This is a genomic window from Lapidilactobacillus wuchangensis (assembly GCF_003946645.1).
GTDB lineage: Bacteria > Bacillota > Bacilli > Lactobacillales > Lactobacillaceae > Lapidilactobacillus > Lapidilactobacillus wuchangensis.
This window is the reverse complement of the sequence record NZ_RHOU01000001.1, coordinates 89,790-111,790: the sequence shown is the minus strand read 5'-3', so window position 1 is coordinate 111,790 and position 22,001 is coordinate 89,790. Positions and strand designations below refer to the sequence as shown.

25 protein-coding genes are annotated in these 22,001 nt (G+C 42.7%); 6 read left to right on the top strand and 19 right to left on the bottom strand.

Annotated elements, in window-relative coordinates; genetic code table 11:
• Positions 1-417: 417 nt before the first annotated feature.
• Entirely contained in the window at positions 418-681 is a 264-nt protein-coding gene (locus tag EKM82_RS11145) for a hypothetical protein (protein ID WP_164508021.1), read from the top strand.
• Here the strand turns inward: EKM82_RS11145 and EKM82_RS00465 are convergent.
• From EKM82_RS00465 to EKM82_RS00445, 5 genes are all read right to left on the bottom strand, one after another.
• Positions 678-1,508, bottom strand: coding sequence for a metallophosphoesterase (locus tag EKM82_RS00465; protein ID WP_164508020.1), 831 nt, complete (start codon positions 1,506-1,508; stop codon positions 678-680). The two genes, EKM82_RS11145 and EKM82_RS00465, sit on opposite strands and share 4 nt — an antisense overlap.
• Before the next feature lie 111 nt (positions 1,509-1,619).
• Positions 1,620-2,327 carry an endonuclease/exonuclease/phosphatase family protein gene (locus tag EKM82_RS00460; protein ID WP_125766368.1) on the bottom strand — a complete coding sequence of 236 codons (708 nt, stop codon included), beginning with the start codon at positions 2,325-2,327 and terminating at the stop codon, positions 1,620-1,622.
• A gap of 46 nt (positions 2,328-2,373) precedes the next feature.
• The gene (locus EKM82_RS00455; protein WP_125766367.1) at positions 2,374-3,165 is read right to left on the bottom strand and encodes a metallophosphoesterase; all 792 of its coding nucleotides are present in this window, start codon (positions 3,163-3,165) and stop codon (positions 2,374-2,376) included.
• Between the two features lie 9 nt (positions 3,166-3,174).
• Complete coding sequence (locus tag EKM82_RS00450; RefSeq protein ID WP_125766366.1) at positions 3,175-3,864, bottom strand: hypothetical protein; 690 nt, start codon at positions 3,862-3,864, stop codon at positions 3,175-3,177.
• The gene (locus tag EKM82_RS00445) at positions 3,861-4,166 is read right to left on the bottom strand and encodes a hypothetical protein (RefSeq protein WP_125766365.1); all 306 of its coding nucleotides are present in this window, start codon (positions 4,164-4,166) and stop codon (positions 3,861-3,863) included. The genes EKM82_RS00450 and EKM82_RS00445 overlap by 4 nt, the downstream gene beginning before the upstream one ends.
• 182 nt (positions 4,167-4,348) lie before the next feature.
• Here EKM82_RS00445 and EKM82_RS00440 point away from each other — a divergent pair, with 182 nt between their 5' ends.
• A complete protein-coding gene (locus EKM82_RS00440) occupies positions 4,349-5,203 on the top strand; it encodes a helix-turn-helix domain-containing protein (RefSeq protein ID WP_125766364.1) in 855 nt (284 codons plus the stop codon).
• A gap of 796 nt (positions 5,204-5,999) precedes the next feature.
• Here EKM82_RS00440 and aspS read toward each other — a convergent pair.
• Positions 6,000-7,799 (bottom strand): aspartate--tRNA ligase, encoded by a 1,800-nt coding sequence (gene aspS, locus EKM82_RS00435; RefSeq protein ID WP_125766363.1) that lies wholly within the window; start codon positions 7,797-7,799, stop codon positions 6,000-6,002.
• Positions 7,799-9,100 carry a histidine--tRNA ligase gene (gene hisS / locus EKM82_RS00430; RefSeq protein ID WP_125766362.1) on the bottom strand — a complete coding sequence of 434 codons (1,302 nt, stop codon included), beginning with the start codon at positions 9,098-9,100 and terminating at the stop codon, positions 7,799-7,801. Before hisS ends, aspS begins: the two co-directional genes overlap by 1 nt.
• A gap of 1,132 nt (positions 9,101-10,232) precedes the next feature.
• Between hisS and EKM82_RS00425 the strand changes: the two genes are divergently transcribed.
• The gene (locus tag EKM82_RS00425; protein WP_125766361.1) at positions 10,233-11,558 is read left to right on the top strand and encodes an N-acetylmuramoyl-L-alanine amidase; all 1,326 of its coding nucleotides are present in this window, start codon (positions 10,233-10,235) and stop codon (positions 11,556-11,558) included.
• Between the two features lie 364 nt (positions 11,559-11,922).
• On the opposite strand, the gene EKM82_RS11140 is transcribed toward EKM82_RS00425, so the two are convergent.
• The 9 genes from EKM82_RS11140 to EKM82_RS00385 all read right to left on the bottom strand — a co-directional run bounded on the left by EKM82_RS11140 (position 11,923) and on the right by EKM82_RS00385 (position 18,939).
• Positions 11,923-12,072, bottom strand: a complete 150-nt coding sequence (locus EKM82_RS11140; RefSeq protein WP_164508019.1) for a hypothetical protein — start codon at positions 12,070-12,072, stop codon at positions 11,923-11,925.
• Positions 12,073-12,108: 36 nt separating this feature from the next.
• A complete protein-coding gene (locus tag EKM82_RS00420) occupies positions 12,109-12,852 on the bottom strand; it encodes an alpha/beta hydrolase (RefSeq protein WP_225419621.1) in 744 nt (247 codons plus the stop codon).
• A 76-nt stretch (positions 12,853-12,928) separates the two neighbouring features.
• Positions 12,929-13,564 (bottom strand): HAD hydrolase-like protein, encoded by a 636-nt coding sequence (locus tag EKM82_RS00415; protein WP_164508018.1) that lies wholly within the window; start codon positions 13,562-13,564, stop codon positions 12,929-12,931.
• Positions 13,557-14,006 (bottom strand): D-aminoacyl-tRNA deacylase, encoded by a 450-nt coding sequence (dtd, locus tag EKM82_RS00410; protein ID WP_125766359.1) that lies wholly within the window; start codon positions 14,004-14,006, stop codon positions 13,557-13,559. The genes EKM82_RS00415 and dtd overlap by 8 nt, the downstream gene beginning before the upstream one ends.
• Before the next feature lie 30 nt (positions 14,007-14,036).
• A complete protein-coding gene (locus EKM82_RS00405) occupies positions 14,037-16,265 on the bottom strand; it encodes a RelA/SpoT family protein (RefSeq protein ID WP_125766358.1) in 2,229 nt (742 codons plus the stop codon).
• A gap of 58 nt (positions 16,266-16,323) precedes the next feature.
• The gene (locus tag EKM82_RS00400) at positions 16,324-16,695 is read right to left on the bottom strand and encodes a hypothetical protein (RefSeq protein WP_125766357.1); all 372 of its coding nucleotides are present in this window, start codon (positions 16,693-16,695) and stop codon (positions 16,324-16,326) included.
• Positions 16,696-16,750: 55 nt separating this feature from the next.
• The gene (locus EKM82_RS00395) at positions 16,751-17,539 is read right to left on the bottom strand and encodes an RsmE family RNA methyltransferase (protein ID WP_125766356.1); all 789 of its coding nucleotides are present in this window, start codon (positions 17,537-17,539) and stop codon (positions 16,751-16,753) included.
• Positions 17,539-18,447, bottom strand: coding sequence for a 50S ribosomal protein L11 methyltransferase (locus EKM82_RS00390; RefSeq protein WP_125766355.1), 909 nt, complete (start codon positions 18,445-18,447; stop codon positions 17,539-17,541). The genes EKM82_RS00395 and EKM82_RS00390 overlap by 1 nt, the downstream gene beginning before the upstream one ends.
• 12 nt (positions 18,448-18,459) lie before the next feature.
• The gene (locus EKM82_RS00385; protein ID WP_125766354.1) at positions 18,460-18,939 is read right to left on the bottom strand and encodes a DUF3013 family protein; all 480 of its coding nucleotides are present in this window, start codon (positions 18,937-18,939) and stop codon (positions 18,460-18,462) included.
• Positions 18,940-19,195: 256 nt separating this feature from the next.
• Between EKM82_RS00385 and EKM82_RS00380 the strand changes: the two genes are divergently transcribed.
• Together EKM82_RS00380 and EKM82_RS00375 are read left to right on the top strand one after the other, a co-directional pair.
• Positions 19,196-19,408: a helix-turn-helix transcriptional regulator gene (locus EKM82_RS00380; protein ID WP_404802885.1), complete on the top strand. Its 213-nt coding sequence runs from the start codon at positions 19,196-19,198 to the stop codon at positions 19,406-19,408.
• On the top strand, positions 19,401-19,751 hold the full coding sequence (locus EKM82_RS00375; protein WP_125766352.1) for a hypothetical protein: 351 nt from the start codon (positions 19,401-19,403) through the stop codon (positions 19,749-19,751). Before EKM82_RS00380 ends, EKM82_RS00375 begins: the two co-directional genes overlap by 8 nt.
• Here the strand turns inward: EKM82_RS00375 and EKM82_RS11135 are convergent.
• Positions 19,711-19,938, bottom strand: coding sequence for a hypothetical protein (locus tag EKM82_RS11135; RefSeq protein WP_164508017.1), 228 nt, complete (start codon positions 19,936-19,938; stop codon positions 19,711-19,713). The genes EKM82_RS00375 and EKM82_RS11135 overlap by 41 nt on opposite strands.
• Before the next feature lie 638 nt (positions 19,939-20,576).
• Between EKM82_RS11135 and EKM82_RS11130 the strand changes: the two genes are divergently transcribed.
• Positions 20,577-20,753, top strand: a complete 177-nt coding sequence (locus tag EKM82_RS11130; RefSeq protein WP_164508016.1) for a hypothetical protein — start codon at positions 20,577-20,579, stop codon at positions 20,751-20,753.
• A 57-nt stretch (positions 20,754-20,810) separates the two neighbouring features.
• On the opposite strand, the gene EKM82_RS00370 is transcribed toward EKM82_RS11130, so the two are convergent.
• Positions 20,811-21,056 (bottom strand): hypothetical protein, encoded by a 246-nt coding sequence (locus tag EKM82_RS00370; protein ID WP_125766351.1) that lies wholly within the window; start codon positions 21,054-21,056, stop codon positions 20,811-20,813.
• A 25-nt stretch (positions 21,057-21,081) separates the two neighbouring features.
• Entirely contained in the window at positions 21,082-21,993 is a 912-nt protein-coding gene (locus tag EKM82_RS00365) for a DMT family transporter (RefSeq protein ID WP_125766350.1), read from the bottom strand.
• Between the last annotated feature and the right edge of the window lie 8 nt (positions 21,994-22,001).

Sequence of the window (22,001 nt, the reverse complement as noted above, 5' to 3'; positions counted from 1 at the left end):
AGTCAAATCTAGTAAAGTTACACGCCAATCACCTAGTAACCACTCAAGTAAATTAACCGCATGAAGCACTACTATTTAGAAAAATAGATGGCAGTATATTAATAAGCCTGTTTGACAATCTTTCTGGAACTAACCAAGAAAGGTGCTAGACAGACTTTTGGTATTACTATTTGTTGAAACAACAATTTGAATCAGATTGCTATACCCTCACTACAATTGCATTAAGCGCTATTAAGGATACAGTGAACCACATCAATTCCAGACGGCGTGGAGGGATCTTGGCGTCAGCCGTCAAATTATTGTTGGTGCTTTAGCACTTACAATAAGACTTGTATCTGAGACAATTTGGTTTGTAATTGGCTCAGATCAATGTCGGCAGCATTCCACGCCAAGCAGCCCGGAACAGAGTCAGAACCAATGCCGTTTTTACACTTATGTCACAACTTCAAGATTTGTATTTCAGATTTGATGCAACAAAGCCTGAAATCGATGCCGGCAGCGTTCCACAACCAGCAAGCCCGCAATGGAGTCAGAACCAATTCCGTTTCATCACTCCACACGGTTTTGTTTTTGAACTTTGACTTGTATTTAGCTTCAATCAACGTCGACAGCACTTTCTACACCAAGCAGTCGGAACAGAGCCAGAACCAATTCTGTTTCAACACCTTCATCAGTTTCTAGTGGTCAGGCTTGATATGTTCAAGCTCGACATGATAATTGTAGACGGGCTGTTTAAAGGTGGCATATTGATTGATGATCGTAGCGAACCGCAACACTGGCACAATGCCACTCTCACTAGTATGACCATCAAGATAAAAATGGCTGTGCCGATCCCAATACAAATGACCAAAATATTGCCGATCATGGGTGATTTCTTCAGTATGAATATGGCCGGCAATAATATCCTTCTGAAAATCACCAGTCGTAGCTGGATACTTCTTTGTTAAGAGGTCATCACTATCATAAGCCCAGTACTCACCTAAGTCCTCGGCAATGCCAGCATGAACAAAGATTTGCTGTTCAGTTTCATAATAGCGTTTTTCATGAAATTCGGCAGTCCACCATGCCATTAATTCAGGATTATCGTTTAAAATGCGCCGCCGCAATTCGTTCTCAAATGCTTCGTTAAGATCATCAAATGTTTGCGGGGTTCCAACTTGATGAGTGGCAGTCATTATTTTTTGCAGTTCAATTGGACTGAAGAAACTGCAGATCGTCGCCCAACCAATTTTCGAGGCATAAGCTGTGGGCGCCAATTCTGGTGTATGTAGCCATTGGTAAAACCACTCATCATGATTGCCAAAAAGAATAATAGTTTTTAAAGTCGGATCAAAATCAAGCTGATATAATTTCTCCAACACCTGCTTAGAGGACGGCCCTTCATCAACATAATCCCCCAGCAAAACTAAGGTCGAATAACTGGTCACAAACCTTAGCGCCCGGTCGAATGCATCATAATTTCCATGAATATCACTCATGGCGTAAAAACTGAACTGATTTACTGACATTTCTTGACCTCCTGTAATCTGAAGATGGCCGTTTGAATAACGAACGACCATGACTAAGCTTAGCAAGCGTACCCTATCGCCAGGATCCATCCCAATTAAAGCAACGGTTTTTTACTCATTGACCACTAAACCGGTTAAGGCATGATCCGAAAGGAAAACATCACTTCGCGAGGTCATCAGCGAAGTGTCGAAAATTTTAGTTTGCTGGTGAGCGTCACCGCGAGGAACAAAAACGAAATCCAATTTGTTGTTAAATAATGAAGTCACTTTTTCGTCGGCTAGCAAATCGCGGTAGCCGGTAATGATTGGTTGCGTCCCGCGGAGCGGATTAAAGTCGCCAGCAATCATTTTAGGCTGCAGTTGGGGCAAATAAGCCTTCAATTGTTGATCAAATTCTTCAGCATGAGCTGGTTGCGGATAATGCACCCCTAAGAACCACTGGCCAGCTAAGCGTAATCCTAATATTTTCGCTGTCTGAGCCACTTTGAAATAGCGGCCGTCCAATTGAGCTTCGACTTCTAGTGACCGCTTGACCGCTGCGACCACCCCAGCATAAGCACGGACGCTGGGCTGAAAGCCGTCAGGATAAACGAACTGATACCGATCGGCCAAGGCAGCCTCGACTTCTGCGAATACCGGACCATATTCTTCAATGAAAAAAACTACCTCAGGATCATTTTGGGCAATTTTCTGCAGGGCAATTTGGGCTCGTTCTGACACTGACAACGCACTCGTCGCCAATTGGGGATGGGCTTTTTCTAGCGGTGGCAAATTAATCGTAATTACTTTCATATTTTTACTAAGCTGCTTGATCATCATTCAGTGATGACACCCTTTCTTGATTGATTAAAGTTTTGAGCTAAATTTAATGAACATATATTTCATCGTGTAAATAAGTTTGCACAGCTGGTGCGGTGGTCCAATCAGTCGCAACAACTTCGAGCTGACCATGATCGAGCAGTAATAAACTACCATCACCATATAAATGGTTCATGAAATTGCCATGAATACTAAACGTATCAATATCAATTAACTGATCAGGTCGGTCGCTCGTCAGCGTGATTTGGCGAACCGGCGTATGGCCGACGATTTGCTTTAAAAAATGCGGATTCGGCGCGTCCAACAACTCGTGCTCATAATCAGCCCAAATCGGACTACCATTCCAATGACGGCCGCCTCGCGCTTGACCAACCCGTTCAGCCAGCATTTTAACCATGCGGAAATCCTGCGCTGTAATTGGTCGGAAATAATCAGTCTCTAAATCATTGCCCCAGCACAGTCCAGCATGGGTGATTAAAAAATCATCAATTTTCAGAGCCACTTGCAAACCTAATTGCAAAAACTGACTGCGAACCCACTCAAAACCACTGGCGATTTGTAAAGAATACGGATGAATGGTCCGGGTCAAATAAGCACTATCATGATTTCCCAGTAAGGTCACAACTTTGAAACCTCGCTGAATCATGGCCTGCTTCCACTGCAATAAATAATTCATTTCAGCCCGATACAGCGTCACTTTTTGTTCCTGATGCCACTCATCAACGTAATCGCCTAATAACACGATTTGCTGGCACTTCAAGGCCACCGCTTTTTCGGCGACAATTGGCAAAATAATTCGGTTCTTCAAATGGGTATCCCCCACAAGTAAGGTCCGCATACAAAACTCCTAACTATCAGCAGTTAGCTCAGATCGATTGGGAACTAACGGACTGATTTTTAAACTATATTTAGACTTCAGAATATTAATTGCCCATTGATCATGTTGCTGCTGCTCGACATCCTGCTCTGTTCGTGGCAGTGTTTGGATCATTGTCAAATCATGATTCAACTCAGCAAGTTTAACGATTGTCGCCAAATCATGCTCGCGCAACTTAATGAAGTAACTGCGCTGACTAAGATTGGTAGTGGAATTCAATAATGTACAAATCTGCAAAACGACTTGGGGCATTGCTTGCTGTTGTAATGCCGCCAGTTGTTTTTGAGAACTATCTTTGACGATTCCCTGCAAATAAACAACCGCCGTCAGTATCTGTTGTAGCCGCTGCTGAATTTTATCAGCAACAATAGATCCAACCAAATCGACCGGTCCTGATTGCGTATAAGGGTCAAAGTCTGGGGCTGTTTCCGTAGCCAAACTGATCCCCTCTTGAGCAAAATGTTGGCGAATGTATTCCCGATCCTGACTACGATACTCAACACTGGCCTGCAACAACCATTGAAAAAGGGTATCCGTGGTGATTAAGGTGACGATGGCCTTCAACTGTTTAATCACTGGCTGACCAAATTGATCAACTCGATCAGCATAAGCTGCCATCGCCATTTGTTGGGCCACTTCCCAATAGGCCAACTGACTCATGACCTTGCCTCTAAACCGGACTGCACATAATTAGTAATCGTCGAAATTTTCTCAGTGGGCCAAATCGCCAATTTTTCACCGCGACTTTTGGGCATAAAGATAAATAAGGCCCGGGCACCAACTCTTAAACGCTCAATACTATAAATCGGTTTAAGCTGCTGCTCTTCAATTGGCTTGTTTAACTCCTCAACGTCACAAAGATAATTCCGTTCGTGGGCCAGGTGCAAAAAATAGTGTTCGCCGGTAACTGTGGTTAATAAATAATCACCAAAACAGGCCCTGTTCAACCATTTCAAGTTCATTCGGTTGCGCCTCCTTAATTATTTTGAATTTGCTAAATTAAATACTGGATAAAATTATTCTTGACAGGATTATTTTACTATAGATTTGGTGTCGATCGTTATGCCATGAACTGACATTTTTTACTTCTTTCGTGATACAATAATGTCAATATTTTTGACGCTAATTTGAAAGGAAGCTCGTGATGAAATACCAAATCAATGCGACAGTTATCAGTACCCGCCTGCGAGCACTGCGCTTGGCCAAGCACCTCACTCAGCAAGAAGTGGCCCAGAAAATTCATTTAGGCAATGGCATCAGTCGCAACTCGGTCTCTGACTGGGAAAGCAATAGCGAATATGCTGCCAACCGACTCCCTAGCTTGCCTCAACTAATTGATCTTTGTAATTTATACGAGGTTGATTTGGATTATGTTTTAGGTGCAACTGATTTGTCTTCCCAAGACAAACAAACCATGGCGCAAACATTGCACCTTGGCGAGAAACAGCTCAATCAATTAGCTGCCAAGCCCCAGACTGCCGTGCTGATTGATCATTTAGTAGCTGACCCGCTATTGAAGGATGTCGTCCAAGGCACGAAACGCCTGAGTCAAAATCAACTCATCGCTGACGTAATCAACACCTGTCTGGCACCAAAATTTGCCAAAAAAATCCGTGGCTACTTTGAAGATTATTATTTTAACGTCTTACCACTGGACCTGAGTGAAGCTTCTTTTCAAGCCTATCTTGCTGAGAAAATAACCCTTAAAAAAATGAAGCAACCAACAACATTTCTCAAAACAAATTTTCTCAGTGATGGTCAGTTATTTGTCCGCAATCAATTTGATGAGTTTGATCAACTGCCGAATTGTCAGCAATACGAGGCGATTATCAGTAGCATTGCCGCAATTGTCTATGACTATAGTGTTAGTGCTAAAGTCGTTATTTTGGCCAAGCAACAATTAACCGACAAATTTGGGCAAATCTTGGATCACACCATCAACCAATTAACGGCTGAATACCACGATAGAATCCAGGCGCAATTACACAAAAGCGAGTAGTTGGTTAACAACAGTATTACTGATTTAAGCTAAGATTGAGTGCAGAAACGGAATCGGTTCTGCACTTCATTCCGGGCTTGCTGGTTATGGAACGCGGCCGACGCTGATTGAAGCCTTTCTATCGAAAGTCTCCAATACAGGTCTTATCGTAAGTGCTAAAGCACTAACGATAATTTGGCGGCTGACAACCACGCCCTCCATTCCGTCTGGAGTCGATTTACTGCGCTCAATCATTGCTAGAATTTAAGGCTGTGTATGTGGGATAACTCAACTAAATTTGAATTGTTGTCATATTGGATAGTGGACTCAAATAGTTTGATTGCAGTTGTCAGGTTTACTAAGATAACTTGTCAATAAGGTATGTTCATTATCCTAAACAAATAGTCTTACAAATACTGTCTTGAAATGCTAACAAAAATAAAGTGCACTACCTTAACTCCAGACGGAATGGAGGGATCTTGTCGTCAGCCGCCAAATTGTTCTTGGCGGTTTACCGCCTAGTACAAGACCTGTATCTGAGACAATTTGATTTTTAATTGGCTCAGATCAGCGTCGGCCGCGTTCCACGACAAGCAGCCCGGAATGCAGTCAGAACTAATTCTGTTTGATACTCTTATCAACTAGTTATCTGGTACCAGAGTTTACTACATTTTCGTATGCTAAAATTTACCATCCTAAATTAAGTCCTATCCAAATCATTTCAGTAAATTTAACGACAAAAAAAGCGGACAATTCTATTCGAATTTGTCCGCTTTTTGCTACCAAGATTAATCAGGTAGTTAGTTTCAAATTTAAATTACTTGTTGGCGTCAGCATCTTCGGCTGCTTTTTCAGCGCTGGCATCAACGTCCAAACCCAATTCAGCCAACTGGTTGGCTGCGACCCGTGAAGGTGCGGCCGTCATTGGTTCAGTGGCTTTGGAATTCTTAGGAAAGGCAATCACGTCACGAATATTGTCGCGCCCAGATAATAACATTGCGAACCGATCCAAGCCAATTGCTAAACCGCCAAGTGGTGGGAAGCCATAATTCATGGCATCCAATAAGAAACCAAATTGTGCTTGAGCCCGTTCAGGTATGAAGTCCAAAGCTTTCAACATCTTCTCTTGGATTTCCCGATCATGAATACGAATTGAACCGCCACCTAATTCATAACCGTTCAACACAATATCATAGCTTTGGGCATGAGCCGCATGAGGATTAGTATCTAATAAGTGAACGTCCTCTTCATTTGGCATCGTGAATGGATGGTGAGCGGCGATCCAGTGTTGGTCGCCTTCGTCATATTCGAATAATGGCCAATCAACAACCCAAGTGAAAGCAAATTGATTGTCAGGAATCAGATCTAATTCCTTAGCCAAGAAGGTCCGCAAGTAACCTAAGCTGTCAGCAACAACTTTCTTACTTGCAGCCACAAACAGGATCAAATCGCCATCTTTAGCCGCTAATTTTTCAAGTAAAGTTGCACTGTCATCCTTTAAGAATTTAGCCACGGGACCTGCAACAGTTCCGTCTTCAACTTTGACCCAAGCCAAACCCTTAGCGCCAAAACGCTTGATGTAATCTTGCATGGCTTCGATTTTCTTACGAGAATACTTAGCAGCTGCTTGTGGGGCGACAATCGCCTTCACTTGACCACCGTCAGCAATCGCTTGTTCAAAGACTTTGAAACTGCTGTCTTTAAAGTAGTCACTTAAATCTTGAAGTTCCATCCCATAACGTAAATCGGGTTTATCAGAGCCAAAACGAGCTTGGGCGTCATCCCAAGTAATTCGTGGGAATGGCAACTTCACGTCGATGCCCTTTTCATCGTGCATGACTTGGGCAATTAAACCTTCTGTCAACGTTTGAATTTGAGTGGCATCGAGGAAACTGGTTTCAATATCAATTTGGGTAAATTCAGGCTGACGATCACCACGTAAATCTTCATCACGGAAGCAACGCGCAATCTGATAATAACGATCAAAACCAGAACTCATTAATAATTCCTTGAATAATTGTGGTGATTGCGGTAACGCATAGAAGCTACCTGGATAAACCCGTGATGGTACCAAGTAATCGCGGGCACCTTCAGGCGTTGATTTCGTTAAATCAGGCGTTTCGATTTCAATGAAATCATTATCATCTAAGAAATGATGGGCCGACTTCATAATTTGAGCCCGAGTGCGAATAGCTTTCATCATTTCCGGACGACGCAAATCCAAATAACGATACTTCAATTTCGTATCTTCAGAGGCATTAACGTTGTCTTCAATATCAAATGGTGGTGTTTTTGCTTTATTGAGAATCTTAATTTCAGTTACTTCAACTTCGACTTTACCAGTCTTCATATTAGGATTGATGGCTTTTTCACCACGAGCGGCAACTTTACCATGAACACTGATGACATATTCACTCCGCAATTCTTCAGCAACTGCTAAAGCATCGCCATTAATTGCTTGACTGAAAACCAATTGAACGATACCTTCGCGATCACGAAGATCAACGAAAATCAAGTTACCTAAATCGCGGCGTTTTTGCACCCAGCCAGCCAAGTCAATTTCTTGACCTAAATATTTCTCATCTACTAAACCACTATAAGTCGTGCGTTTAATCATTATTGTTTGCCCCCAAATTGCTGCATTAATTGTTGATAAACTGCTTGAAAATCATTTTCCAAATCAGTTAACTTGACTTGCACCTGTTCGCCAGTAGCTAGGTCCTTGACTGGCACTTCACCACTAGCCAATTCGCTTTCGCCAACGGTAATCACGAAGCGAGCGTCCAAGCGGGTTGCTGATTTGAACTGTCCCTTGATTTTACGATCCAAATAATCTTGATCGGCGCTAAAGCCACAACGCCGAATCTCTTGCAAAATCCGTAAAGCTGGCACTTGCACATCATCGCCAACTTTAGCTAAGTAAAAGTCCAATTTTGGTTGAACTGGCATTTGGTCTTGGTCTAAAAGTAATAATAAACGCTCAACACCAATGCCGAAACCAATTCCTGGCTCAGCAGGACCGCCAAATTCTTCAACCAAACCATCGTAACGGCCACCAGCAATGACCGTCATTTCTGAATTATTGAAGGCTGGTGATTTGACCATAATTTCAAAAATCGTATCAGTATAATAATCCAAGCCCCGAACCATCGTGGAATCAACTTCATAATCAATTCCTAAACCAGCTAGCCCCGCTTTAACGGCTGCAAAATGTGCCTGAGATTCCGGTGTCAAATAGTCAATAATGCTTGGTGCATCAGCGACTAATTCTTGATCATGAGCATCTTTGCTATCTAAAATTCGTAGGGGATTCGTTTGCAAGCGTCGCTGGGAGTCTTCGCTTAATTGATCAGCTAATGGCGTTAAATAATCAACCAAAGCTTGATGATATTTCTCACGCGTCTCACTATCACCTAAACTATTGATAGCTAATTTCAAGCCGGATAATTTTAAGCTCCGCAAGAATTCTAAAGCCATGCTAATAACTTCAACATCTAAAGCTGGTGAACTAGCACCGAAGGCTTCAACCCCAATTTGATGGAATTGACGTAAACGACCTGATTGTGGTCGCTCATAACGGAACATTGGCCCGTGATAATAAACTTTGTAAGGCTTCACTTGTTCTGGCCCAAATAACTTATTTTCAACATAAGCCCGAACAACCCCGGCAGTTCCTTCTGGACGTAAGGCAATGTGGCGGCCACCTTTATCATCGAAATCATACATTTCCTTGGAAACGACATCTGAACTTTCACCAGATGAGCGTTCAAAAACATCATATGATTCGAAAATTGGCGTCCGAATTTCATGAAAATCATAAGTTGAGAAAATTTCTTGGGCCTTATTTTCAACGTACTGCCATTGATGCGATTCAGCTGGCAGAATATCTGCAGTTCCTTTTGGCTTTTGATAACGCATGTAAGCACTTCCTTTTATCAAAATAAAAAACACCCCTATCGTTGTTTTCGATAAGGGTGCTCACGGCACGGTACCACCTTAATTAATACTCATTGGATAACGTCTTATGGACGGAGCTATTGCTAGCTCAACCTCAAAATGGTCATTTCACTTGGTCTAACCTCTCAGCGCTGGTCAGTCTCTGTAATAAGCTACTTCTCATTTATCATCGGTTTTTGTATTCTTCTTAAATGTACACGGCAGTTTTCTGAAAGTCAAGGGAAAATCGTTACTAACAGTGAATTGCTGTGACTGACGACAGTATTTTAGATTTTCGAATTATTGTTCCCACTTCGTACTAAACGTACTAAAGAATGGATATTAAAACAGAATGGCGTCTGACTCTGTTCCAGGCTGCTTGGCGTGGAACGCGGCCAACACTGATTGATGCCAATTACAAATCAAATTGTCATCAATACAGGTCTTGTTCTAAGTGGCCCAGCCACTAAGAACAATTTGGCGGCTGACGCCAAGATCCTTCCACGCCGTCTGGAGCTAATTTAGTTTACTACACTTTGTTTATGCTTAAGGCAATTATAGCGGGATAGGTCTACTCAATTAGTCTATTAATACATTATAAACAACAAGAATAAAAATTTGGCGTGAAAAAATACCTTGTTTAATAATTGCTGAAATCCAGAAAACTTGTCAATCAAGCTATTAGTTTACATCAATCTGCTTTTCTACCAGTGGTACTGAATTGAACTACTTCATCTAGGCAGGGGCCCAGCGATTGGCGTCAATGGTGAAATTATTCTTGCCGCTTTAGCGGTTAGAATAAGGCTTGTATTTGAGATTGTTGCGCAGCAATAAGCTCAGATCGATGTCCACCATGTTCCACGCCCTCTAAATCGCTGGGCCCCTGCCGTTCTCAACTAAGGAGCGACTTAATTCCATTCAGGTTTGAACGCTAAACCGTTTAAAACCAAAAAATTCGTCAAAAATTTCGATTCTACGAAGGAATAATTATTAAAAGTTACCAGTTTTACCGACCTATTTACCCTATTATGACTAGTTACGTGGTAAAATTAATTCAGTTATTGACCATTTTTTTAGCGTCAAGTTAATTTAGGAATTTAAAGGACTGAATAGGATGAAACCATTTTTACATAAAGTCTGGCGTTGGCGCATTTTAATTATTGTGGTCCTGGCAATTATGACCTCAATCGGAGCCACCTTTGTTTTGGCAAATAGTAATCAGGTTGTGGTTCAAGCAAACGTTTTAAATATTCGTAAGGGCCCTGGCTTGGCTTATGATGTGACTGCTCAAGTGAATAAAGGCCAACGATTGACCGTGATTGGCGAACGCAATGAGTGGTATGAGGTTCGTCTCAGCAATACCGAAGTTGGTTGGGTGGCCAGTTGGCTGATCAAGAATACGGAAGTCAGTGCTACCAGCAACCAGATTGGTTTGGTCAATGCTGGCGCGACGCCGATTTATGCCAGCAAGGGGCAAACCACCAATCCTCTGGCTCAATTAAATGCAGGCGATAAAATAGCTGTTTTGTATCAAGAAGATGGCTGGTATCAAATTAAGCATGATGATTCGGTGGCTTGGATCGCCCAAGATAAGGTTAAATTAACTGACCAAGTCGAAAGTGATGCGAAGACTACTAACACTGGCAATTCAAATGCCACTAATAGTTCTGACCAAGTCGTTGTCGTCGATTCTGACGGCACCCCACTACGCGCGGAGCCAAATGCTTCCGCTAGTGTCGTCACTACGCTGAATGCTAAAGACACGCTGACTTATGTCAAAACGGTCAATCAATGGTATCAAGTCAAGGCCAGCAATGGTCAAACTGGCTACGTTGCTAGTTGGCTCGTTGCCCTTGCCGATAAAAAGACGCAAGACGACACGATGCCAAAAATTGCTTCTAATTTAGCTGAGGCGACGATCGTGCTTGACCCTGGTCATGGTGGCAGCGATACTGGTGCCCTTTCAGGCAGTAATCAATATGAAAAGACCTACACGCTGGCGGTCGCTCAAAAAGTCGCCACTAAGTTACGGGCGGCTGGTGCCAACGTTGTCCTAACTCGCAGTAATGATTCCTTCGTTGATTTAGCACCGCGGGCCCAAGCCTCCAACAAATTAAAGGCCGATGCCTTCATCAGTTTGCATTTTGACTCCAGCGAAAATGCCAATGAAGCCTCTGGCGTGACAACTTACTACTATCACAATAATCGCGATAAGAAATTAGCCGATTTAATCAGCCAGCAACTTAGCAATTTACCACTTGATAATCGTGGCGTTGAATTTGGCAACTTCCAAGTGCTCCGTGATAATGAGCGCCCTGCTGTTTTACTAGAACTTGGCTATATCAACACCAAGAAAGATTTCAGTTACATTCAGCAAAATGATTATCAGAACAAGGTAGCTAGCGATGTGGTTAATGCACTGACGTCCTACTTTAAATAAATCTAGGATCAAATTAACCAGACGAACTACCATAATCGAAAAATAATTGTCGTTAATGAAAGCGTAATTCATTTAACGTAATGTTTAGAAGTAGTAAAAATAGACCCATGGTGGTCTATTTTTATACAAAAAAACGGTGTGAGCATCTCTACTAAGAATAGAATCGTCACATCGTTTTTGCTATTTAAATATTATTCCTGATTGAATTAACCCAATGAATCTTGCTAGTATTGCCTCAACTTACAACCAACAATTAAATGTACCATTTTAACTCCAGACGGAATGGAGGGAGCTTGGCGTCAGCCACATTCCACGACAAGCAACCTAGAATGCAGTCAGACACAATTCTGTTTCAATAGCTTTACTAAGATTTATTTTTCCCATGATGATGCCAAATCAAACCAGCGATCCCAACCAAGGCGGTGATTGTTACCCAGCTTGGTACGTCAATATTGATTCGTAATCCTTGGAAATCATTATCAGGATCTTTACTAATTTCAAAATGTTTAGCCATTTTAATTTCTCCTCTAATTATTATTAACCAACGACTTTAATTGATTTGTTGTAACCACTTTAATAATTCCGTTGCAATCCAATCTTGCTGGACTTGATTGCTAATAATTGCCGCTTGATCGCCTTTTTGCTGGCCATAATCACCAAAGCCGGCATGATTTCCGCCTTTAATCGTGGCAAATTGGGCTGTTTTCGGTAAATATTTACGGGCCACTTGCCATTTATCTTGATTCAAAACACCATCACGACTGGCGGTTAATGACAGCACTGGCAATTTGGTCTGGTCCAAGCGCCCTCGCTCATCGGGATAACTAGCTAAAAAGAAAACGCCTTGCAATTGGGCGCCAGTCTGTTGCTTGGCGAAGCGGCTAGCCATGACACCGCCTAAAGAATGGCCGCCAATCACATAACTGCTGCCATGGTCCTGCTGCAAATAACTTTGGGCCCGATTACCACCCAGAACGGCCAAATCTAAGGGGAACCGTGCAATATAAACGGTATGACCACCAGCAGCAACTTGCTGGGCCGACTTGCTGTAACTGGCCGGTTCAACAAAGGCACCAGGATAAAAAATCACCAGCGGTTGTTGTGGCTGCTTGGCTTTAAACAATAAGCCCTGTTTAACCGATGTTTCCGCTTTAGTTTGCGCGACTTGTTGGGCTTGAGGAGCTGGTTGATAAATCTGGGCCTGCAATGCCAACCAACCACCTATAATGATGAGTACCAAGCCTAGTAAAATCGCCAGGATGATTTTCGTACGCTTTTTTAAAGTTCGCTGCAAGAGTCCACCTCCAAATTAATTCACTTAAAAAAGTTCAGCTAATCCAACAACACTGTGAATTATCTGAACTTCTCATTTAAATCGTTTCTGATAGGATATAGTGAATATCCGTTAAGCGATTGATTGACCAAGTCGCTTGGGGCGCATCATAAAGATGATCCACATTGAAATAAATCGTCGGAATTTTAGCATTGACGCCAGCCAGAATATCAAGGCGCCGATCACCAACCATCGCTGTCTCTTGGGGATCGAGCTGATAACGCTCAAGCAAGGCCAGAATCGCGCTGGGATCAGGTTTCCGGGGAAAATCATCACTGGCCGTAATACCACCAGTAAAATACTGAACCAAATCATCATGTTGGAGAAACTCTTGGGCTTGCTGATCACGATGCGTGTCCAATAAATTCATGCCACCACGCTGGCAAATTAAAGCCAGAATTTCCTGAGCACCAGGATATGGTTGCGGCTGTAACTGTCGGGCATGTTCATAACGATGATAAGTCGCACTGAAATCATGTTGGTCGACATCATAAATTCGTTGCACGTAATCGGTCACAAAGCGAACTGACTTTAACTTCATCATCCGATACAAATCCACATTGGTTAACTCGGTAATGCCAAAATCCTGCGCCGTCTGCTGCAATGCATCTAACATCACTGGATACGTGTCATATAAAGTGCCATCAAAATCCCAAATCAAATTTTTAAGCATGCGGCAACTCCAAATTAATCGTGACTGGACCATCATTGACCGCCGTAATTTGCATATCAGCACCAAACTCACCGGTGGCCACTGGCTGACCTAATTCATTTGTCAACGCTCGATTAAACTCTTGATACAGTTGTTCCGCCAATGCTGGTTGAGCAGCATCTTGGAAGCTAGGTCGATTACCCTTACGCGTGTCAGCATACAATGTAAATTGGGAAATTGACAAAATATGGCCGTTAATTTGTGCTAGGCTCAAATTCATTTTGCCATCTGTATCTTCGAAAATTCGCATTTTAACAATTTTTTGCGCCATTTTTCTGACAATTATGGCGTCGTCATCAGGAGCAATCCCTACGAAAAGTAATAACCCCTGCTGAATGGCGCCGATTTCTTGACCGGCCACTGTTACTTGTGCTGACTTTACTCGTTGTAATGTAACTCGCATACTAGCTCCCTCTACCTCAAATTATCAATCTTAACCTTGGGCCCGCTTGACCTCATAAACATCAGGAATATTCTTCAAACTATCAATGATTTTATCCAAATGTTGGGCATTGCGAACACCAACAGTTACATAAATATTGGCCATCTTATTATGATCCACCCGGCCATTAACGTTATTTAAATTCTTACTACCAGCATTCAGAGTCTGCAAAACATCGTTCAACAAACCACTGCGATTGTAACCAAAAATTTCCAAATTAGCCAAATAAGATTGTGACGTGTCTTCCACTTCATCCCATTCGACTTCAATCAGTCGGGCCGACTCTTGCTCATTAGCAATATTCGGACAATCAGCACGATGGATCGTCACACCACGGCCCTTGGTCACATAACCAACGATTGGATCGCCAGGAACGGGGTTACAACATTTGGCCAAGCGAATCAATAGATTGTCGACGCCTTGAATCACCACGCCGCCCTCATGTTGGATCTTCAGTTTTTCCGTTGTTTCTTTACTTGGTTTAGTTGGTGATTTCGTGGTGGTTGAGAGAATTTCTTCAGCGCGCTGTTTCTGCTCGGCTTCTTCTTTCTCTTTACGTTCCCGTTCAGTTAAGCGATTAGCGACCACTTGACTGGAGATTTCACCATAGCCAATCGCACCCAGTAATTCATCTTCAGTGCTGAAATTAAACCGCGACAAACCAACCGCCATGTGTTCCTTGTCCATGAACTGCTTGGGACTGTAACCAGCGTCCAGCAACTGTTTCTCTAACTGTGCCTGACCACGTTCAATATTAATATCTTTTTCTTTTTGCTTATAAAAACGGCGAATCTTATTGCGCGCCCGACTTGTATAAGCAATCGCCGTCCAGTCTTTACTTGGTGAAGCTGAACTGGAAGTCATCATCTCGACAATGTCGCCGTTTTTCAATTGATAATTAAGCGGCACAATCTTTCCATTAACCTTGGCACCGACTGTGTGATTACCAACTTCAGTGTGCACTAAATAAGCAAAGTCGATTGGCACTGAACCCTTCGGTAACTCGTAGACATCGCCACGTGGGGTGAACACATAAACCCGGTCACTGAAAATATCGCCTTTGACGCTTTCCATAAAGTCTTTGGCATCAACGGATTCATCCTGGATTTCCAAAATTTCCCGAAAAATATCCAATTTCTGACCAGAAGCATCCAAATGAACCTGATCATGAACGCCTTCCTTGTAAGCCCAGTGTGCCGCCACACCATATTCAGCGACTTCATGCATTTCTTGCGTCCGAATCTGAACTTCAAGGGGCTTGCCTTGGGGGCCAATCACCGTGGTATGCAAAGATTGATAGCCATTAGCTTTGGGCATGGCAATATAATCTTTGAAGCGACCAGGTAATGGCTTCCACTTGGTATGAATTGCCCCTAAAACCGCATAACAATCCTTAATCGAGTCAACGACCACGCGAATCGCTAACAAATCATAAAGCTCACTGAATTGTTTATGCTGATCACGCATTTTCTTATAAATCGAATAAATATGTTTCGGCCGACCGTAAATTTCATAATTCAAATGCAAGTCGGCAATCGACGCTTTGATTTCGACAATCGCTTCGGAAATGTAGCTCTCACGCTCGCCACGTTTAGAATTCATCAAATGCACGATCCGATAATATTGTTGGGGATTCAAGTAATGGAGGGAAATATCTTCCAATTCCCATTTGATCCGACTAATACCTAAGCGATCCGCTAAAGGTGCATAGATCTCCAAAGTCTCATCAGCGATCCGCCGTTGTTTATCAGGCCGTAAATGCTGTAACGTCCGCATATTATTCAAGCGATCCGCCAGTTTGACCATGATCACGCGTAAATCTTTGGCCATGGCCAATAACATTTTACGGTGATTCTCGGCCAACTGTTCCTGATGGGACTTATATTTGATCTTACCAAGCTTGGTGACACCATCAACAATGATCGCCACATCTTTACCGAAGAGTTCCTCAACATCACCTAGCGTGACATTGGTGTCCTCAACCACATCATGCAAATAACCAGAGGCCACCGTCTCTGGATCCATATGTAACTCTGCTAAAATACCGGCAACCTGAATTGGATGAACAATATAAGGTTCCCCAGATTGACGCTTCTGATCACGATGAACGTAAGCAGCGAAATCATAAGCTTTCTGAATAAACGCTAAATGATCAGCGTTCATGTATTCATGGCAAATTTGCCAAACTTCATCTTGAGTTAAAATTCGTTCTTTCGACATGATTTCATCCCTAACTTAGATATCAACTGCCAAGTTTTCAAGGCGCAACTAACAGTAACTAGGCGCCAAAGGAGCGCTTAGATTTCACTGGTTGTTCGTGCTGCGCAGGTACCACTAAATAAAAAATCAAGCTCAACACCAATAAGACCCCGGCCAACCAATAATTGTATTTCGCAAAGCGCCACCAAATACTAGCCGTGAAAACCACTGGGAATAAAAAAATCCACCAGATTGGTAAGGCTTGCCGCTTGATGATGGCAGCAAAAACGGCGGTCAAAATTGGGTCAATAATTAAAAATAGCCATAAAATTCGGCGTGCTTTGGAAATGCCAATTAACGTTGAAAGTAATGGTAGGCCAAAGCAAGCAACCAATGTTGTCACTAAAATAATAATAATTGTTTTTGGAAAATATTTACCCAGTTTTGTCATGATCCACACCTATTCTTGTGATAATAAAATGCCTAACGAACAGTCCTGGCATTGCTTACTTTGTAAAAGCTTCAACCTCAATAGCATAACTTAAACTACTTAGAAAATAAAGCGGTGCCGTCTCTGTTCGCAAAATTCGTGGTCCTAAACCAATACAGTGAACGCCTTGTTGTTGCAACTGCTCCACTTCAGCAACTGTCAAGCCACCTTCAGGACCGAAAATTGTACGAACGACTGGTTGCTGCTCAATGGTTTGTTCAGTGTACAAGGCTTGTTGCAAACTGCTTAATTGCCGACCTAATTCAGTGTCACGCTGACCTTTAACCACTTCTTCATAAGCCACTAAATTATGAGTGCCTGCTGGTAATGACTTCAGCAGATTGGGCCAATATAACACTTCCGGAATTTGGCGGCGGTGGGATTGTTCAGCAGCACTCGTCGCGATTTGTTGCAAGCGCGCTAATTTCTTGCCGACTTGTTCCGGCCGCCAACGCATAATTGAACGCTGCCCAGCAAAGAAAATTATTTTACTGGCACCTAATTCAGTTGCCTTTTGAACAATTAATTCAGTTTTTTCTCGTTTGGGGAGCCCACAAATAACCTCCGCCTGAACTGGTAATTCGGTGTTGACCAAAGGTGTCTCAGCGAGCTGCACCGTAAACGATTTCTCTTCAGTCGTAATAGTTTTGATCTCGCCGCAAAATCCTTGCTGATCAGTCCCGACGATTTCTAGCTCATCACCAGCCTTTTGGCGCAGAACTTGGATCACATGCTGATAGTGATCCGCCGTTAATGTAACCAGTTGCCCGGCTGTTAATGTTTGCTCGACAAAAACCAATTGCATTAGTCAGCCACCTCGCTTTGGCGTTGAGCACGGAAACAATACCAATGATTCTGACTAATGGTCAAAGTAATTGCAAAACCAGCCGCCACTAATGCCTGTTTCATTTTCTCAGCTTGCTCAGCAATAATACCCGTATAAATAATCTGGCCCTGAGGCAACAAATGAGCATCTAGTTGAGGAATTAGCGGCAATAAAGCTTCGGGCAACATGTTCGCAACAATTAGGTTGGCTTGGGCGCGAACAGGTTCCAGCAAACTCCCCTGATGTAATTCAATTGCCTTGTCGGCCTGATTGAAAGCCAAATTATCTCGGGTATAAGTCAACGATGGCTGATCAATTTCGGTGGCCACAATCCGGCCAGCGCCTAATTTCCAAGCCAACAAACTGAGAATTCCCGAACCTGTTCCCACATCAAAAACCGCCATGTGCGGCCGAAGCGTTAATTCCAAAGCCGCAGCCGCCAATTGACTAGTAGTATGAGCACCAGTCCCAAAAGACTTGCCGGGATTTAAATAGACAACCTGTTCAGTAGCCGACGCTGGCTGATACTTTTGCCATTGGGGCACGATGGTGAGATAGCGACTAAGCTGAATCGGCTGGTAAAAGTCTTGCCAACTTGTTTGCCAATCAGCCTCATTAATGTCCTTAGTAGCGATAGGTAAATCTGACTTGAGCAAACCAGCCGTCGCCAATTTGGCCAGTTGCTGGCGTAAAGCTGTCATGAAGTTAGCTAAATCGCGAGACGCAGGTAAATAAGCAATCACTGCTTGCCAACCAGCCGCCAATTGGAAATCAGTCGTCTCCTGGTCAGCAATTTGGACGCCACCAGTTCCTAAATCTTCAAAAACATTTGCAATAATTTCAACTTGATCATTTGTGCAATCAACCCGTACTTGCCACCAGTCCATTAGCGCGACTCCTTAATATTTTGGATAAGTAAAATAACCTGCTGCCCCAGCTAATTTTGCTTCTTGGACGGCTTGTTCGAAATCAGTTTGTGACCAATTGATTTGGAAAGTGGCCACGGTCATTTCTGGGTCGAGGAAATCAAGGAAATCGTTCATGCTGTCATCTAATAAAGTTTCTAAATAATTGAATAATCCCGTTAAAGTTGCTTGTTCGATTCCTTGGCGACCATTGAAGGGAATAATTTGTAAATAATTCTCCGCGTATTCGGAGCCATCAACTTTTTTCTGGTCATAAATTAATAAGGCGTCATCGTAAGTCACTTCTTGGTCCGCCGTGCCGCCCTCTTGATTTTCAATTTCCAGATCATTGGTTTGGCCAACCATGGTAATTTCCAATTCAAAAGAACGAATATCACCATCCCAATTAATGTTCAAATCTCCAGCAAAATCCATTTGATCAATGCGATTTTCCATAAAAGTTAACATATCCATTATAAAAGCCTCCAATTGGTATTTTTTCTAATTAGTCTGACAAGTTAATATTTTTAGCGATAGTTTTATTATGACACAGAACCAGTAACCACGCCACTGACAGTCAAGTTAGTTAAAGTGAAAATTAAGAATTCTGCTTAAGATCGCCCCCATTAACGAACACTTCATTTAGTAATCGCCTCTTGACAAAATGTCATCACTTATTTACATTTAAAGAGTAATCACGTCATTACTTGTCACTAGGAGTACAATCATGATCAAAAATCGCATCAAAGTTTTACGGGCCACTAAGGACTGGACGCAAGCTGATTTAGCGGCGGCCGTTGGTATTTCTCGACAAGCGGTCATTTCAATTGAGAAATATAAATACACGCCTTCATTAGCTTTGGCCTTTCGAATTGCGTCGGCCTTTAACCAGTCAATTGAACAAGTTTTTATTTACGAGGAGGAACTTGAGAAAAATGATTAGTCCCATTTTTTTATCTAGTTTAGGTTTAATTTTTGTTTTAATTTGGTGGTTAACTTTTCGCTACGAAACCAAATGGCGCGAAGCCTACCATAATGATGAGCGCTGGCAGTTGGTCGTTAGTTCGGCTGAACGGCAAACCCTCATGATCATTACGCTACTTTCAGCAGTCGTGTTAGTGCTGGCGTTGCTATGGGGCACTGACTTTGGCATGGTTTTCTACCAAACTCGCTTACAACTACAACCGCTATTATTTACGATTTTATTCTTTTGGGCACTAAGCCTGCCCTACTTAATTGTGATCATCAAGTGGCTGTGTCTGCGTCATTATAATCACAAATATTAAAAAAGTGACTGCACTGGTGATTGTGCTGAAACGGAACAGTGTCTGACTCCATTGCGGGCTTGCTGGTTGTGGAACGCTGCCGGCATCGATTTGAACCAATTACAGACCGAATTGTTTCAAATACGAGCCTTTGTCTAATTGCTAAAGCAATAAGACAAATTTGGCGGCTGACAACCACGCCCTCCATTCCGTCTGGAATTGAGTTAGTTCACTTCATTCTTGTTAGTGCTTAAGGCAGTGTTAGTGGGATTCATTAACTCAATTCAATTAGTAATCATAATTGAACAGCAAAAAGCGGTGTGACAGCTTTATTATCAGCAGAGATTGTCACACTGATTTTGTCTCACCACAATCTGATTTGGCCAATAGTGGTGCTCAGTTTTGTTAGTTTCATCTGGTGGTGGCGGCGCAATTGGCGTCAGCCATGAAATTATTCTTAGAGTGTGATGAGCAGCGATTTTTCGGCGTAGAGTAACTGCAAATAATTGCTTGAGCTGGTGTAACCAGATCGAGCAATTATTTCAGTTAATCATAGCCGTTTGCTGCTCTGAACGCGTTTGCCGCTTCAGCGGTTAGAATAAGGCTTGTATCTGAGATTGTTGCTGAAAGCAATAAGCTCAGATCAATGCCCATGGCGTTCCACGCCCCTCAAATTGCGCCGCCACCACCTCTTCAAATTGGGAAAACTTTGTCCTAAGCTAATAAGCTCAAATCAACAGCCCGAGGTTTTACGCCCACAAAATCACTGGGGCCCCTGCCGCGCTCAACTAGGGCGCGACTTAGATCAAATCAAAAAAATTTAAAATTACAGAAAGGAATGCAATCATGCCAACATTTAAAATTGGTGATTTAGTACAACTGCCACAGAAAACTTGGCAAAACATCATCGCAGTAATTGTTTTCTACGATGCCAAACACGACCGTTATCTGGTTCGCATTGGCGGCAGCCAACAAGTTTATTTTACGGCGGCTGAATTGGCCCCTTATCCTAAAACCAAGTAATAAAAGGCGCCCTGACTATTCGTTGATCGAATAATTAAGGCGCTTTTTTTATCATTATTATGAAAATGAATTAAAGAATGACTGAATCGCCATTTTGACTTCGACAAAGAAATTACGGTAAGTCATTGCTTGTTCTGGACTTACTCGAAGCAAAACCCAGTAAACCGCGTAAAGTACGACAGGAATCATGATAATGGTGATAATCGTGTCCCTGATTCGCTGGTTGCGAACTTGAATATAAGCGTCATGCCATTTAGGCTCATGCCGCCGGTTATAATAAAACGAATAATTGTGATATGCCAAAATTTTTCTCCCCCAATAAACTCACTTACTCTAAACGCTCATGCCCGACTGAAACCGTCTGTGGCCATTTGATCGATACCCAGATGCTCAGAAAAATTAGAGCCGTCCCAACAACGAAGCCCCAACTAATTGCCTCACCTAAGAACAACCAGCCTAATAAAGTGCCAACAATTGGTTGAAATAAGAAAAACAGTCCAGCAGTATTGCTATCCATTAATTGCAGGCCCTTATTCCAAAAGGCGAAACCTAACGACGTTGAAATTGCGCCTAAATATAAAATACTCAAGAACACATGAGGCTGCGTAAAATGAATGGCCATAATCACACTATGGTCCTTAATCAAGACCCATGGCGTTAGGCAGATAACGGCCACCACCGCTGCCAAAAAAGTAATCTGCAGCACATCATATTTCTGATCGACCATTTGAATAATCACTGACATTAAGGCCCAAGTCAATGCCGCGATTACTAACAGCAACGTTCCGGCCAAAATATGCTTGCCTTTGAATTGCACCCCAACAATGACTAACACGCCAATTCCCGAAAGAACCAAGCCAATCAAGTCGCCATGAGACGGCCGTTTTTTCAAGAGCCACCAACTAAACAGCACCATAAAAGTTGGCGTGGCCGCCGTAATAACCGAACCTAATTGTGCTGATGAGAGCCAAGTCCCAGTTTCTTGGGTCACGATGGAAATCGTGCTGCCAATTAGCCCAATCAGAAAAATCAGAAATAAATTATGCCGATCCCAATGCCATTTAATGCGGCTGGCCAAACAAATGATCAATAAGACAATGACCCCACTTAGATACCGCAGCCAGACCAATTCCACTGGCGGAATTTCGGTGACAATTGATTTCACAACTACAAACATGCCACCCCAAACACTGGCAGCCACACTTAATAATACTGCCCCTAAAACTTTACGCTTATCCACGATCGTAC

Excerpts from the sequence above, each read along its gene's own strand:
- EKM82_RS11145 (WP_164508021.1), top strand. The coding sequence starts at position 418 with ATGCCGTTTTTACACTTATGTCACAACTTCAAGATTTGTATTTCAGAT.
- EKM82_RS00465 (WP_164508020.1), bottom strand. The coding sequence starts at position 1,508 with ATGTCAGTAAATCAGTTCAGTTTTTACGCCATGAGTGATATTCATGGA.
- EKM82_RS00460 (WP_125766368.1), bottom strand. The coding sequence starts at position 2,327 with ATGATGATCAAGCAGCTTAGTAAAAATATGAAAGTAATTACGATTAAT.
- EKM82_RS00455 (WP_125766367.1), bottom strand. The coding sequence starts at position 3,165 with ATGCGGACCTTACTTGTGGGGGATACCCATTTGAAGAACCGAATTATT.
- EKM82_RS00450 (WP_125766366.1), bottom strand. The coding sequence starts at position 3,864 with ATGAGTCAGTTGGCCTATTGGGAAGTGGCCCAACAAATGGCGATGGCA.
- EKM82_RS00445 (WP_125766365.1), bottom strand. The coding sequence starts at position 4,166 with ATGAACTTGAAATGGTTGAACAGGGCCTGTTTTGGTGATTATTTATTA.
- EKM82_RS00440 (WP_125766364.1), top strand. The coding sequence starts at position 4,349 with ATGAAATACCAAATCAATGCGACAGTTATCAGTACCCGCCTGCGAGCA.
- aspS (WP_125766363.1), bottom strand. The coding sequence starts at position 7,799 with ATGATTAAACGCACGACTTATAGTGGTTTAGTAGATGAGAAATATTTA.
- hisS (WP_125766362.1), bottom strand. The coding sequence starts at position 9,100 with ATGCGTTATCAAAAGCCAAAAGGAACTGCAGATATTCTGCCAGCTGAA.
- EKM82_RS00425 (WP_125766361.1), top strand. The coding sequence starts at position 10,233 with ATGAAACCATTTTTACATAAAGTCTGGCGTTGGCGCATTTTAATTATT.
- EKM82_RS11140 (WP_164508019.1), bottom strand. The coding sequence starts at position 12,072 with ATGGCTAAACATTTTGAAATTAGTAAAGATCCTGATAATGATTTCCAA.
- EKM82_RS00415 (WP_164508018.1), bottom strand. The coding sequence starts at position 13,564 with ATGCTTAAAAATTTGATTTGGGATTTTGATGGCACTTTATATGACACG.
- dtd (WP_125766359.1), bottom strand. The coding sequence starts at position 14,006 with ATGCGAGTTACATTACAACGAGTAAAGTCAGCACAAGTAACAGTGGCC.
- EKM82_RS00405 (WP_125766358.1), bottom strand. The coding sequence starts at position 16,265 with ATGTCGAAAGAACGAATTTTAACTCAAGATGAAGTTTGGCAAATTTGC.
- EKM82_RS00400 (WP_125766357.1), bottom strand. The coding sequence starts at position 16,695 with ATGACAAAACTGGGTAAATATTTTCCAAAAACAATTATTATTATTTTA.
- EKM82_RS00395 (WP_125766356.1), bottom strand. The coding sequence starts at position 17,539 with ATGCAATTGGTTTTTGTCGAGCAAACATTAACAGCCGGGCAACTGGTT.
- EKM82_RS00390 (WP_125766355.1), bottom strand. The coding sequence starts at position 18,447 with ATGGACTGGTGGCAAGTACGGGTTGATTGCACAAATGATCAAGTTGAA.
- EKM82_RS00385 (WP_125766354.1), bottom strand. The coding sequence starts at position 18,939 with ATGGATATGTTAACTTTTATGGAAAATCGCATTGATCAAATGGATTTT.
- EKM82_RS00375 (WP_125766352.1), top strand. The coding sequence starts at position 19,401 with ATGATTAGTCCCATTTTTTTATCTAGTTTAGGTTTAATTTTTGTTTTA.
- EKM82_RS11135 (WP_164508017.1), bottom strand. The coding sequence starts at position 19,938 with ATGGAGGGCGTGGTTGTCAGCCGCCAAATTTGTCTTATTGCTTTAGCA.
- EKM82_RS11130 (WP_164508016.1), top strand. The coding sequence starts at position 20,577 with ATGCCAACATTTAAAATTGGTGATTTAGTACAACTGCCACAGAAAACT.